General features: G+C 68.6%; 10 protein-coding genes and 1 tRNA gene. 8 read left to right on the top strand and 3 right to left on the bottom strand.

The window, feature by feature from the left end; genetic code table 11:
- Positions 1 to 82: 82 nt before the first annotated feature.
- Together G578_RS29565 and G578_RS0114290 are read right to left on the bottom strand one after the other, a co-directional pair.
- A complete protein-coding gene (locus G578_RS29565) occupies positions 83 to 403 on the bottom strand; it encodes a hypothetical protein (RefSeq protein ID WP_028794808.1) in 321 nt (106 codons plus the stop codon).
- A gap of 397 nt (positions 404 to 800) precedes the next feature.
- On the bottom strand, positions 801 to 3794 hold the full coding sequence (locus G578_RS0114290; protein ID WP_169400860.1) for a DUF4347 domain-containing protein: 2994 nt from the start codon (positions 3792 to 3794) through the stop codon (positions 801 to 803).
- Between the two features lie 336 nt (positions 3795 to 4130).
- Here G578_RS0114290 and G578_RS29140 point away from each other — a divergent pair, with 336 nt between their 5' ends.
- A complete protein-coding gene (locus G578_RS29140) occupies positions 4131 to 5261 on the top strand; it encodes a hypothetical protein (RefSeq protein ID WP_028794810.1) in 1131 nt (376 codons plus the stop codon).
- A gap of 239 nt (positions 5262 to 5500) precedes the next feature.
- On the opposite strand, the gene G578_RS0114300 is transcribed toward G578_RS29140, so the two are convergent.
- Positions 5501 to 5590, bottom strand: a tRNA-Ser gene (locus tag G578_RS0114300).
- A 296-nt stretch (positions 5591 to 5886) separates the two neighbouring features.
- Here G578_RS0114300 and G578_RS0114305 point away from each other — a divergent pair.
- From G578_RS0114305 to G578_RS0114335, 7 genes are all read left to right on the top strand, one after another.
- Positions 5887 to 6876 carry a lytic murein transglycosylase gene (locus G578_RS0114305; protein WP_038014200.1) on the top strand — a complete coding sequence of 330 codons (990 nt, stop codon included), beginning with the start codon at positions 5887 to 5889 and terminating at the stop codon, positions 6874 to 6876.
- Between the two features lie 41 nt (positions 6877 to 6917).
- Entirely contained in the window at positions 6918 to 7952 is a 1035-nt protein-coding gene (locus G578_RS30310) for a septal ring lytic transglycosylase RlpA family protein (protein WP_028794812.1), read from the top strand.
- A 136-nt stretch (positions 7953 to 8088) separates the two neighbouring features.
- Positions 8089 to 9243, top strand: a complete 1155-nt coding sequence (locus tag G578_RS0114315; protein WP_028794813.1) for a D-alanyl-D-alanine carboxypeptidase family protein — start codon at positions 8089 to 8091, stop codon at positions 9241 to 9243.
- On the top strand, positions 9236 to 9946 hold the full coding sequence (gene tmk / locus G578_RS0114320; RefSeq protein ID WP_084618897.1) for a dTMP kinase: 711 nt from the start codon (positions 9236 to 9238) through the stop codon (positions 9944 to 9946). Before G578_RS0114315 ends, tmk begins: the two co-directional genes overlap by 8 nt.
- A 9-nt stretch (positions 9947 to 9955) precedes the next feature.
- The gene (locus G578_RS26435) at positions 9956 to 11095 is read left to right on the top strand and encodes a DNA polymerase III subunit delta' (protein WP_051244806.1); all 1140 of its coding nucleotides are present in this window, start codon (positions 9956 to 9958) and stop codon (positions 11093 to 11095) included.
- 91 nt (positions 11096 to 11186) lie between these two features.
- Entirely contained in the window at positions 11187 to 12734 is a 1548-nt protein-coding gene (metG, locus tag G578_RS0114330) for a methionine--tRNA ligase (RefSeq protein WP_038014202.1), read from the top strand.
- A gap of 44 nt (positions 12735 to 12778) precedes the next feature.
- Entirely contained in the window at positions 12779 to 13582 is an 804-nt protein-coding gene (locus G578_RS0114335) for a TatD family hydrolase (protein WP_028794816.1), read from the top strand.
- The last annotated feature ends 3 nt before the right edge of the window (positions 13583 to 13585 follow it).

The following is a 13585-nucleotide window of genomic DNA, read 5'->3' on the forward strand; positions in this document are numbered from 1 at the left end:
CCCGACAGGCTGAGCTGCTCCCCATCGGTTGGACAGAGACGGAAGCTACGGTGTGAAGTCTGCTGATCTTCGAGAGAGGAGATCAGAGCTGTCGAAGCGCAAGCAATACAAGCCGGATTTCAAAGCCCGTGTCGCCCTTGAGGCACTGAAGGGCGAGCAGACGATCGCGGACCTGGCGATCACCCTCGACAGCATGTTCACCGAACTTGGCCGGTGCGCGGCCCTCAACATGGGGGAGTATCCGCACGCTGCCGACCGGTATGCACGCCTCGCCCTGAAGGCGCAGTCCAATTGCCGTGCAACCCTGGAAGCCCTCGCCAAACTCCACCAGCCGCGAGAGCAGACCGTGCGGCATGTTCATGTGGACGACGGCGGCCAAGCTATCGTTGCCGAGCAATTCCACCGGCACTCAGGGCGGAAGCAAAATGACGTTTCAGCCGAACAATCCCAGGCAACCGGATCGACTGGCGATGGCCCCAGATGCTTGGCCAGGACGCAGGCTGGGACGCCCTCCCAATCCCCGGCGGCGAGGGGACGGCGGCGATGCAGGATGCGCGGCGGGACCAATCCGGGCGCGCCAAAGGGCAACCGGAACGCTGGGAAGCATGGCGCGCAGTCACAGGCGGTGCGAACAGACTTACCGCTATGGGTCGAGTGTTGAAAAAAGCCAGCGTGCCGCCCCGCGCGTCGATCTTCCAACAACAGTGGTCCACAACGACAGAGCCACATGTCGCATTGATGAGATGAGCGGCGATCCAGAGATCTGCCGTGTCGCGTTCCCAAAGTCTGTGGGCGCTGGGTCAGGCGACGAGGAACCAGTCGGCGGACGCGGACGACGTGTCGACGCCGATCAGGGTGACGGTGTTGCCGTTTCCGAGGTCGACCAGTGTATTGCCCGACCCGTCGGCGGAGAGCCGGGCGAGCAGGTCGGCGGCGGTGGCGATGGCGGTGCCGTTGAGGCCGGCGGCAACCGCGATCACGTCGCCCTCGGCGGCTGAGAACCCGCTGACCGCGTCGGCGCCGCCGGCCGCCGAAAAGCAGAGCCGGTCGGCGCCGAGCCCGCCGACCAGCAGGTCGTCGCCCGCCCCGCCCGACAGGGTGTCGTCCCCCTGACCGCCATAGAGCGTGTCGGCGCCGACATTGCCGATCAGCACGTCGGCGTCGAGATTGCCGTAGAGTACGTCGTCGCCCTGGCCGCCGAACAGGATGTCGGCGCCGTTATTGCCGTGCAGCACGTCGCCGGCCTGGTTGCCGTAGAGCAGGTCGGCGCCCTGGCCGCCATACAGGGTGTCTCCGTCGGCCCCGCCCGACAGGGTGTCGGCGCCGGCATTGCCGTAGAGCAGGTCGAGCCCGGCCCCGCCGCGCAGCACGTCGTCGCCGGCCCCGCCGGAGAGCGTCTCGGACAGTGCGCTGCCGGTGATCGTGTCGTTGCCGGCGGTGGCCTGGGCGGCGCCGCCGCCGCTGCCGCCGCCGCTCCCACCGCCGCTGGACGGCGCGGCACCGATATCGGTCAGGGTGACGTCGTTGCCGTCGTTGCCGGTATAGCTGATCCGGTACTGGCGCCCGCCGCTGGTGAAGGTGGCCGCCTCGGCCAGACCGCTGAAGGTGCCGGTGACCGCGTCGGCCCCGTCATTGGCGATCAGCACGTAGCTGTGCCCGGTGCTGGAGGTGTAGCCGAAGGTCGTGGTGAGCGTGGCGTTGCTGATGGTGACGCTGCCGGTGACCGAGATCTGGTCGTAGCCGGTACCGGCCGCGGTGCCGTCGATCTCCATGCTGGCGGTGGAGCCGGATGCCAAGGTGAGGTTGCCGGTGGCGATCGTACCGGGACTGTTGCCGGGGGCGATGGTGGCGCCGTTCTGCACCTCCACCGGGGTGGAATAGGTGCCGGTGCCGCTCAGGGTGACGCCCGACGCGACGGTGAAGGTGCCGGTGCCGGTCAGCGTTCCGGAAAAGCTGCTGGCCGCCGCGTTGGACAGGGTGAGGGTGCCGGCGCCGATGGTCACGGTGCCGGACCCGGTGAGGGAACCGATGGTCTCGGTCGTGCCGTTCAGGTCGAGCGTCGCGCCGGCGCCGATGTTCACCGTCGCGCCGTCGTCGATGGCGTTGCCGCCGGCGAGCCGGACGGTTCCCGCGCTGATCGTGGTGGTGCCGGTATGGGTGTTGGTGCCGGATAGGGTCAGCACGCCGCTGCCGGTCTTGGTCAGGCCGCCGCTGCCCGAGATCACGCCGGAGAAGGTGGCGTCGGATCCCTGGGCGACCGTCAGCGCCCCCGCCCCGATCGAAACCGTCCCCGCCCCGGACAGCGTGCCGACCGTCTCCGTGGTGCCGTTCAGGTCGAGGGTCGCGCCGGCGGAGACCGACACGGCACCGCCATCGGCCAGCGCACTGCCGCCCGAGAGTTGCAGGGTCCCGGCCGACACCGTGGTGCCGCCGCTGTAGGTGTTCGCGCCGGACAGGGTCAGGGTGCCGGCTCCGGACTTGGTCAGGGCGCCGCTGCCGGAGACGTCGCCGGAGAAACCCAGCGCGTCTGAGCGATTGAAGGCCAGGGTGGCGTTGTTGGTGACGTTGCCGGTGATCGAACCGGCGGTACCGCCGTTGCCGACCTGCAGGGTGCCGGCGGTGACCGTCGTGCCACCGGTATAGGTGTTGGTGGCGATCAGGATGGTGGTGCCGGTGCCGGTCTGGTTGACCGCCGTCGAGCCGGTGATGGGTACCGCCGTGCCGGTGCCGCTTCCGTCGCTGCTGAGGACGTGGCCCGCCGTGGTGTGGTTGAAGTTGACGGTGGCTGTGCCGGACACGCCGTTGATCACGGGCGCGCTAACGATGCCGGCGGCACCGCCGCTGCCGATGTTGAGCGTGCCGCTCGACCCGCCGAGGGCCCCCAACCTCACCCCGAGTGAATTGGTCGTGGTGATCGTTCCGCCTGCCGAGACCGTGAGCGTCCCCGTGCCCCCGCTGCCGACGCCGATTGCATAGCTGCCGCTGCTGAAGGTGCCGGTGCCGTCGACCAGCATGGTTCCCGTGCTGCCGGCCGCGTTGCCGATGACGGCGCTGCTGTTGTTCGTGGTCAGGCTGCCGCCGCTGAGGATCTGCAGCGTGCCCGAGCCGCCGTTGGAGCTCCCGACGGTGATGTCGTTGCAGGTTGGCGCGGCGCTGGTGATCTGCGCGGTCCCGCCGTTGTCGATCACGCCGGAGTTCGGAATGCCGGAGGGGACGACGCCGCCGACCCAGTTGGCGCCAACGTTCCAGTCGCCGGTGCCGAGGTTGTTCCAGTTGATCAGCAGCACCGGAAGGGCGGCCAGCGCGGCGGCGTCTAGCGCCGGCTGACGGGCCGGGCGGCCGCGATCAAGGGTCCAGGACCCGCCGAGCGCCGTGCCGCCGACCGGCCGGCCCGCGGCCGCCACCGGACAGCCGGTCGAATCCTCTAGCGCCGCGACGAAGGCCCAGCCGACCGCGCCTTTGGCGACCGAACAGGCGTAGAGCTCGACCGGCGCGCCGGCGAGGTCGGCACCCAGAACCGCCATCTCTTCCCGCCGGGCGGCCAGGGCGGCGGCGGTCACCGGCCGATCCCCGAGGATCAGCCCCCCCGGTCGGCCGTGGCAGATCACGACGAGCCGCCGCCCGGGTGCCTGCCGCACCGCGGCCGCGAGCTGCGCCAGCCCGTCGCGCGCCGGGTCGATCCGCACCACCCGGGCCGGTACCCTCAGCGCCGCAAGGATCGCGTCCGCCTGCGGCACCCGGCCGTCGACGACGACCAGCGCGGCGGCCTCAGGGTTCGCTTTGCTGGACCGCACCCCGGCTCCCTGGATGTTCTCGACGCTTCTCGGGGCGGTTTCGGCGCCTGGGGCGAGCATGGGCGCGAGCCTCCGCTGGCCGGCAAGACTGCGGCCTGCTGTTCGGTCTCCTCCACCCGAACCGATTCTGCCCGGAAGCGACGCTATCGCTATCCGGGAAGTTTGGAATTTCCAATTTCTTTGAAAAACGCTGTTGGTGCGCAGCGAGTTCGCGTTAAATTTATGGCGGGGAAGCAAGGTTTCCGGGCATTTCCGAAAAATGCCTTTAATGTGGAAAGCGCGTCGACGAATGACAATTATTTCCGAAATTTTCCGAATCCTGGCATTCGATCTGTCATGACTCGTGTCGTCGCGCCCTCTTTCGACCGGAAGCTGCAGCTCATCATGCGGGTGATCGGTGCCGTTACCCACAAGCAGCTTTACGCCCGCCTGAAGGCGATCAATCCCCATACCCAGTATGTTCCGGAGCTGGCCTATAAATGGGTCAAGGCGCAGTCCTCGCCCCGCAATCACTCGGTCTATGACGACCTGGCCGCCCTGGTCGACCTGACGGATCGGGGCCAGCCGGTCGGCGGTTCCTATCTGCGGGCCTGCGACTACGCGACGTTCCGGGCGCTGATGGCGGCGCGGTATCGCGGGCAGCTTCCGGCGGACGACGGGGAGGCCGACGGCCCGACGCACAAGGCCGGCGGTCCGGCAGGCGGTGGGGGTGGTAGCGGCGCGGAACCGGAAGAGTCAGGCACTGCCGACGAGATGGCAGGGCTGTCGGATCTGCCCTCCGCGAATGCCGTTCCGCCGTATCTGGCCGGCGCCTATCTGGTGCTGTCCCGGTCCTGGTCCTCGCTTCGGCCGACCTCGCTGCTCTGCGGCGAGCTCATTGTCCGCCGGCGCCAGGACGGGCGGTGGATGGCCACGTATCTGGAGCGTCTGCCGGCCGGCGACATGCGGATGTCCGGGCAGATCCACCGGATCGGACCGAGTGTGCTGAACCTTCTGGTCGACGCGGAGGGGGACAACGCGATGCCGGTGATCCTGTCCGTTCCGCCGGCCCCTGGCGTCGTGCTGTGCGGCGTGATGAGCGGCAGCGCCCTGCAGGACATCGACATGGGACCGTCGGCCGGCCGGGTCGTCTGTCTGAAGATGACCCACCTGACGCGGCCCACGGGCGGGGATGCTGCCCCGGGCGACGACGATCCGTCGGCGGTCGGCTTCGCGGCCGGGACGACCTATCTGGCGGCCTCTCCGGCGGCGATCGCCGAGCGGCTGATGACCGTCGGCGTGGCGGCCGGGCGCGCCCGCAGGCTTGCCGCTCCGATCGGTGCGCTGCTGACCGGTAGCGCCGAGATGGGCGTGGTGAGCACGGGCAACGGGCAGATCGGCAGCCTGATCCGCGAGATCCTGCGCGACGATCACCATCCCGGGGCGGACAAGGCCAGCAACGACCGTTTCCCGTCACGGGTCTGGTAGGGACCTAGATGAGCCGGGCGGTGCGGACGAGATCAATGACAGCTCTGGCCTGAACGGCGCATCGACCCCGGATGACCTCTGCTTTGATTGAACGGATCTGATACCGTCGAATGACGGCTACGGGTCGTCTACTGCGATCTGAGCTAACGTGCTCGATACAGAGCCAAGCGCCAGCCCCACGAGCCGTTATGGGAATGAGCGCTTGTCCAAAAAAAATTATTCGATTTTTCAAACGATTCTGGCGGACGGGGTGGGATTCGAACCCACGAGAGGCTTGCACCCCTGGCGGTTTTCAAGACCGCTGCCTTCAACCACTCGGCCACCCGTCCGTGCCTCGGCGGCATCGCAGGGGCATCGATACCTGGGCTGATCGCCCGCCGCAAGGCTCTCGCCGTGTCCCCGGCCTGCCACTGGCCCGGCACCCCGGCGGACGACTTCGCAGGCGGCCCGACGGACGCACCGTTTACCCCTTTGTCACATCGTGTCGGACTTGAAGCCGCCGCGCAGGCGTGGCACACGCCTAGTGGGGACGCGGGTTCGGACATCAGCCAGGGAGTTGGCGGTGAGGATGAGTTTTGGAACTGCGCCCTCGGCAGCGCGTCGTGCCGGTCTCGGGGTGAGGCCGATGCTGGCCGCTCTGGTGCTGGCCGTTCTTGTATTGGGCGGGTCGGTCGTGGCCGGCTCGTGGTCGCCGGCGAGCGCCAACCAACAGCCGTTCGACGCCTGGCTCGACGAGGTGCGCCAGGAGGCGCGGGATCGCGGCGTGTCCGACCGCATCCTCGACGCGTCGCTCACCGGCATCAAGCCGATCCCGCGGATCATCGAACTCGACCGCAGCCAGCCGGAATTCAAGCTGAAGGCCGACGAATACCTGGCGCGGGTGGTGACCCAGGGCCGGATCGAGTATGGCCGCAGGCTGATGGAGCGCCATGCCGATCTGCTGGACCCGATCTCCCGGCAGTACGGCGTGCAGAAGCGCTTCATCGTCGCCCTGTGGGGCATCGAGACCGATTTCGGCCGCATCACCGGCGGCTTCGACGTGGTCACCGCGCTGGCGACCCTGGCCTATGACGGCCGGCGCAGCGAGTTCTTCCGCAAGGAGCTGATGTTCGCCCTGGAGATCCTGGAGCAGGGACACATCGCGCCGAAGGACATGCAGGGCTCCTGGGCCGGGGCCATGGGCCAGAGCCAGTTCATGCCCTCCAGCTTCCATAACTTTGCCGTCGACCAGGACAAGGACGGCGACAAGGACATCTGGGGCAGCCTGCCCGACGTGTTCGGCTCGATCGCCACCTACCTGTCGAAGTCCGGCTGGCGCGACGACATCACCTGGGGCCGGGAGGTCTCGATTCCCGCCGGCTTCGACAAGTCGGTGATCGAGAAGGAGACCCGCAAGACCCTGCCGGAATGGGAGGCGCTCGGCGTGCGCAAGGTCGGCGGTGGCGCGCTGCCCGGCCGGGCCGTGGAGGGCCGGATCGTCGAGGTCACCCAACGCAACGGCTCTTCGCGCTACTTCATGGCCTACGAGAATTTCGAGACGATCCTGAAGTGGAACCGCTCAACCTATTTCGCGATCGCGGTCGGTACGCTTGCCGATGCCCTGGCGGCACGGTAGTTTCACGATCTAGCGGTGGAAATCATCGGGACCACCAAAATATGCTGATATCGGACCATTTCTCTTCCGTCGGTCGCTGGTTCTCGGCCGTTCTGCTCGGCATGGCCCTGGCGCTGTCGGGCTGTGCCGAGACCGAGCTGCTGGTGCACACGGCCAAGACCGCCAAGAGCCAAAACGACACCGGGTCCAAGGGCTACTACAAGGTCGGCAACGCCTACGAGATCCAGGGGGTCTGGTACTACCCCAAGGAGGAATGGGACTACGCCGAGACCGGTATCGCGTCCTGGTACGGTCCCGGCTTCCACGGCAAGCAGACCGCCAATGGCGAGGTGTTCGACGAGAACGCCCTGACCGCCGCCCACCGCACCCTGCCGATGCCCAGCATCGTGCGGGTCACCAACCTGGACAACGGCCGCTCCATCGTCGTGCGGGTGAACGACCGCGGCCCCTTCGCCCATGGCCGCATCATCGACATGTCGCGCCGCAGCGCCCAGCTGCTCGGCTTCGTGCGCAAGGGCACCGCCAAGGTCCGGGTCGAGCTCATGGAACCGGAGAGCCTGCAGGAGCGGGCGGAGGCCCGGGGCGAGCAGTACGTACCGAACCCGGATCCGACCCTGCCGTCGGCACCCGCGCCCAGCGCTGCACCGTCCGGCTCGGTGCAGGTCGCCGTCCTGAACGCCCCCAGCGGCGCGCGCAGCGCCCGGGCCGCGCCGGCGGCAACCTCGATCGCACCTCCGGCGGCGGCGGCGACGGTCCCCGCGTCGCGGGTTCCGGCCAGAGCCACCACGGGCGCCGGCACCGCCTCGCCGGTGCGTCCGCTGGTCAGCCGCACCCAGCCGGAGCCGACTCAGATCTACATACAGGCCGGGTCCTTTGAGGATGCCGACAACGCCCACCGCCTGACCGGGCGGCTCGGCGCGTACTTCCAGAGCGCCCATGTGCAGCCCGCCCAGGTCTCGGGCAAGACCTACTACCGGGTGCGCATCGGCCCGATAAACGACGTGGACAATGCCGACCGGCTGCTCGAGCGGGTGATCGTCGCCGGGTATCCGGGATCGCGCATCGTCCTCGACTGACCGCATGGCCGCGACCCTCCGCCATACCGGACCCATGTCCCGTACCGGAACCGCCGCACTTCCGTCCCATTCGGCGGCCAGACTGTCGTTCCATCGTACCTTCCAGAGCCACCCCGACCGGAGCGGACCGCCGAAGATGAGAGTCAGCATCCTCACCCGTCTCGCCACACTCGCCCTGTTCCTGGTGCTTGCGGTCCCGCCGGCCGCCGAGGCCGCCCGGATCGAGACCAACGCCCGCGAGGCGATCCTGCTCGACTACGATACCGGCCAGGTGCTGTACCAGAAGAACGCCGACGACCCGATGCCGCCGGCGTCGATGACCAAGATCATGACCGTCTTCCTGGCCTTCGAGCGGCTCGCCGACGGCCGGCTGAAGATGGACGACGAGATCCCGATCTCCGAGAAGGCCTGGCGCAAGGGCGGCTCCAAGATGTTCGTGGAGATCGGCTCGCGGGTCAGCGTGCACGACATCCTGCACGGCATCATCGTACAGTCGGGCAACGACGCCGCCATCGCGCTGGCCGAGGCGATCGCCGGGACCGAGGAGGCCTTCGCCGAGCTGATGACCGAGGAGGCGGCGGCGATCGGTATCGAGAACGCCACCTTCCGCAATGCCACCGGCTGGCCCGATCCGGAGCACCGCATGACCGCCCGCGGGCTCGCCATCCTGGCGGCGGAGACCATCCGGCGGTTTCCCGAGCACTACAAGATCTATGCCGAGGAGACCTTCACCTATAACGAGATCAAGCAGGGCAACCGCAATCCGCTGCTCTACAAGGGCATGGGCGCCGACGGCCTGAAGACCGGCCACACCGAGAATGCCGGCTACGGCCTGACCGCCAGCGCCAAGCGCGGCGACCGGCGGCTGGTGATGGTGGTGAACGGCCTGGACAGCGTCAGCCAGCGCGCCAGCGAGAGCGAACGCCTGATCGAATGGGGCTTCCGCGAATTCGATAACTACAAGCTGCTCGAACGCGGCGAGGCGATCGATCAGGCGGCGGTGTGGCTGGGCGACCAGCCCACGGTGCCGCTGGTCACCGAGGACGAGTTGTTCCTCACCCTGCCGCGCGCCGCCCGCAAGGAAATGCGGGTCACCGTGGAATACGAGGGTCCGATCCCGGCGCCGATCGTGAAGGGCCAGGTCCTGGCCCGGATGCGGATCGCCGCCCCGGACATGGAGGATCGCGTCGTGCCGCTGCTGGCGGGCGAGGATGTCGGCAAGCTCGGCCCGCTCGGCCGCATCACCTCGGCGGTCGGCCACCTGATCTGGGGCCCGAGCACGGGTGACTGACGCCACGCCTCCCGACCCGAAGCCTGTCGACCCAACGCCTGTCGACGGGCAGCCCCGGCCGGGACGGTTCATCACCCTGGAAGGCGGCGAGGGGGCGGGCAAGTCGACCCAGATCGCCGCGCTCTGCGCCTGGCTCGGCACGCGCGGCATCACTGCGGTGCGGACCCGCGAACCCGGCGGTGCCCCCGGGGCGGAGGAGATCCGCCGGATGCTGGTCACCGGCGAGCCCGGCAAGTGGGACGCCATCACCGAGGCGCTGCTGATGAACGCCGCCCGGCGCGACCACGTGGTGCGCACCATCCGGCCGGCCCTGGCGCGCGGCGACTGGGTGGTCTGCGACCGGTTCTACGACAGCACCCTGGTCTATCAGGGCATCGCCGGCGGCGTGCCGATGGCCACGCTGCGCAACCTGATCGACGCGGCGGTGGAGGACACCCGGCCCGACCTAACCCTGATCCTCGACATCGATCCGCAGACCGGCCTCGACCGGGCGGGCGCGCGCGCCGCGGGTGGGGCAGGGGAAGGGGCGGAGACGCGGTTCGAGCGCAAGGGCAGCGCCTTCCACATCCGGGTCTGCGAGGGGTTCCGGGATCTGGCGGCCCGCGAGCCGGAGCGCTGCGTCCTGATCGACGCGGCCCAGCCGGTCGATGCCGTCACCCGGGACATCCTGTCGGCCGTGTCGGCCCGCCTCCGCCTCGGCTAGAGTGTGACCATGAGCGACGCAGACAACGACGACGCCGAAGCCGCAGGCCTGCCGTCCCCGTCGGCGGCCACGGAACTGCTCGGCCATGCCGACGCCGAGCACCGGCTGCTGGAGGCCTGGAACTCCGGCCGGATGCCCCATGCCTGGCTGTTCGCCGGCCCGCCGGGCATCGGCAAGGCGACGCTCGCCTTCCGGCTGGCCAAGTTCGTGCTGTCGGACGGCGGGGCGGGGGCCGGCGGCCTGTTCGGCGAGCCGCTGCCGCCGACCAGCCTGTCGGTCGATCCCGAAAGCCAGGCCGCCCGCCAGGTCTCGGCGGAATCCCATCCGGACCTGAAGATCCTGCGGCGCAAGCCGAACGACCGGGGCGTGATGAGCGCGGTGATCCGGGTCGACGACGTGCGCGCCTTCGAAAGCTCCCTGCATTTCAAGACCAGCTCCGGCGGCTGGCGGGTGGCGATCGTCGACGAAGCCGAGAAGATGAACTCGAACGCCGAGAATGCGCTTCTCAAGATACTTGAAGAACCGCCGTCCAAGACATTGATAATCATCGTTTCCAACGCACTGAACGCCATGCTGCCGACGACCCGGTCGCGTTGCCGACGGCTGATGATGGCGCCGCTCTCCGACGAGGTCGTCTCCACGCTCGTCAACCGCGCCCATCCGCATCTGCCGCGCCCCGACCTGGACCTGATCCTGCGGCTGGCCGAGGGCAGCCCGGGCCGGGCGCTGGAATTTGTGGAGGCCGGCGGGGCGGAGCTCTATCGCAACGTCGCCAAGGTCCTGGCCGACCTGCCGGAGGTCAGCGGCGAGAACCTGCACGCCCTGGCGGGCAACTGGGGCGGACGCAAGCCGAAGGAGGGGGAGCGGGACCCGTTCCGCACCGGGACCGACCTGCTGCTGCGCTGGATCGATCGCGCCATCCGGGCGGCCAACCACGCCCCGGGCCTGCACGAGATCATCCCCGGCGACCTGGAGGCCGGGCGCGTCTATGTCGCCCGCATCGGCGTGGAGGCCGCGTTCCGCCGCCGCGAGGCGGTGCAGCGGCTGATCCGGCTGGAGAGCGCGCTGAATCTGGACCGCAAGCAGGTGCTGATCGACGCCATCCATACCCTGGCCTTCGGCGAGGGGCTGGAACGCCGCCGCGCCTGAGCCAAACTAGCGTGTACCGCCCCTTGATCGCCCCGGGTTGGCGGGGTAGGCAAGGGCCGCCTCCTTCCGGGGCCCCAGCGGAGACTTGGCCATGCGCCCGACCTACTACATCACGACGCCGATCTACTATGTGAACGACAAGCCGCATATCGGTCACGCCTATACGACGCTCGCCTGCGACGTGATGGCCCGGTTCAAGCGGCTCGACGGCTTCGACGTGATGTTCCTGACCGGCACCGACGAGCACGGCCAGAAGGTGGAGAAGGCGGCCGAGGCCGCCGGCGTCGACCCGCAGAGCTTCACCGACCAGGTCAGCCAGAATTTCCGCGATCTGGCGGCGTTCATGGGCTTCAGCAACGACGACTTCATCCGCACCACCGAGCCGCGTCACGTAAAGGCGACCCAGGAGATCTGGCGTCGGCTGAAGGACAACGGCCACATCTATCTCGGCGCCTATGCCGGCTGGTATTCGGTGCGCGACGAGGCGTTCTATACCGAGACCGAGGTGAAGACGGTCGACGGCCAGAAGATCGCCCCGACCGGCGCGCCGGTGGAATGGGTGGAGGAGCCGTCCTACTTCTTCGACCTGTCGAAATGGCAGGACAAGCTGCTGGCCTTCTACGAGGCGCATCCGGACTTCATCCTGCCCGAAGCGCGCCGCAACGAGGTGGTGTCCTTCGTGAAGAGCGGGCTGAAGGACCTGTCGGTCAGTCGCACAAGCTTCAAATGGGGCATCCCGGTGCCTGGCGACGAGGACCACATCATGTATGTGTGGCTCGACGCGCTGACCAACTACATCACCGCCGCCGGCTTCCCGGACACCTCGGATAAATACGCCAGGTACTGGCCGGCCGACGTGCACATGGTCGGCAAGGACATCCTGCGCTTCCACGCCGTGTACTGGCCGGCCTTCCTGATGGGCGCCGGGCTGGAGCCGCCGAAGCGGGTCTTCGCCCACGGCTGGTGGACCAACGAGGGCCAGAAGATTTCCAAGTCGGTCGGCAACGTGATCGACCCGATCGCGCTGGTGGAGACCTACGGCCTGGATCAGGTGCGCTATTTCCTGATGCGCGACGTGCCGTTCGGCAATGACGGCGACTTCAATCACCGCTCCATGACCAACCGGATGACGTCGGAGCTGGCCAACGACATCGGCAACCTGTCCCAGCGGGTGCTGTCCATGGTGGCGAAGAACTGCGGCGCCGCCGTGCCGACCCCGGGCACCTTCGCGCCGGAGGACGAGGCCTTGCTGGCGTCCGCCGATGCGCTGCTGGACACCGTGCGCAGACACTTCGACGTGCAGGCCTTCAACAAGGGGCTGGAGGCGATCTTCGACGTGGTCGGGGCCGCCAACCGTTATGTGGACGAGCAGGCGCCCTGGGCGCTGCGCAAGACCGATCCGGCGCGCATGGCCACCGTGCTCTACACCCTGGCGGAGACGATCCGCCATGCCGCCCTGCTGCTGCAGCCGGTGATGCCGACCTCCTGCGCCAGGATGCTGGACCAGTTGGCGATCCCCGAGGATGCGCGCGGCTTCGACCGGCTGAGTGCCGAGCACCGGCTGGTGCCGGGCACGCCGCTGCCGAAACCGGAAGGCGTCTTCCCGCGTTGGGTGGCGCCGGAGGAGACGACCGCTTGACCCAGACCGAGACCACGAACCCGCCCATCCTCGTCGACAGCCCCATTCTTGTGGATAGTCATTGCCACCTGGATTTCGACGACTTCGCCCCCGAACTGGACGAGGTCGTCGCCCGGGCGCAGCGCGCCGGCGTCGCCCGCATGGTGACGATCTGCACCCGTATTCGGCGCTTCGCCAAGATCCGCGCGATCGCCGAGCGCTTCCCGCAGGTCTACTGCTCCGTCGGCACCCACCCGCACCAGGCGGGGGAGGAGCGGGGCATCCCGACCGAGGAGATCGTCGCCCTGGCGAACAGCTTCGACAAGGTCGTGGCGATCGGCGAATGCGGGCTCGACTATTTCTACGACAACAGCCCGCGCGACGCCCAGGAAGAGGGCTTCCGCGCCCATATCGCCGCCGCGCGCGAGACCGGCCTGCCGCTGATCGTCCATACCCGCGACGCCGACGAGGACACCGCGGCGATCCTGGAGGAGGAATACGCCAAGGGGCCGTTCACCGGCGTCCTGCACTGCTTCTCCGGCGGCCGCGCGCTGGCGATGCGGGCGGTGGATATCGGCTTCTACGTCTCGCTGTCGGGCATCGTGACTTTCAAGAAGAGCCAGGACATCCGCGACATCGTCGCCGACCTGCCGGCCGACCGGCTGCTGGTGGAGACCGACGCGCCGTTCCTCGCCCCGCCGCCCCATCGCGGCAAGCGCAACGAGCCGGCCTATGTGGTCCATACCCACCGGGTGGTGGCCGAGACCCGAGGGCTGGACGAGGCGGAGAGCGCGCGGCTCACCACGCAGAACTTCCTGCGCCTGTTCAACCGGGTTCCGGCACCCGAAGGGTTCGAGGCAGCTGCGTGAGAG

The organism is Thalassobaculum salexigens DSM 19539, assembly GCF_000423805.1.
Lineage (GTDB): Bacteria > Pseudomonadota > Alphaproteobacteria > Thalassobaculales > Thalassobaculaceae > Thalassobaculum > Thalassobaculum litoreum.

Coding starts and splice junctions, on each gene's coding strand:
- G578_RS26435 (WP_051244806.1), top strand. CDS start 9,956: ATGAGCGACGCAGACAACGACGACGCCGAAGCCGCAGGCCTGCCGTCC.
- G578_RS0114305 (WP_038014200.1), top strand. CDS start 5,887: ATGCTGGCCGCTCTGGTGCTGGCCGTTCTTGTATTGGGCGGGTCGGTC.
- metG (WP_038014202.1), top strand. CDS start 11,187: ATGCGCCCGACCTACTACATCACGACGCCGATCTACTATGTGAACGAC.
- G578_RS30310 (WP_028794812.1), top strand. CDS start 6,918: ATGCTGATATCGGACCATTTCTCTTCCGTCGGTCGCTGGTTCTCGGCC.
- G578_RS29140 (WP_028794810.1), top strand. CDS start 4,131: ATGACTCGTGTCGTCGCGCCCTCTTTCGACCGGAAGCTGCAGCTCATC.
- G578_RS0114315 (WP_028794813.1), top strand. CDS start 8,089: ATGAGAGTCAGCATCCTCACCCGTCTCGCCACACTCGCCCTGTTCCTG.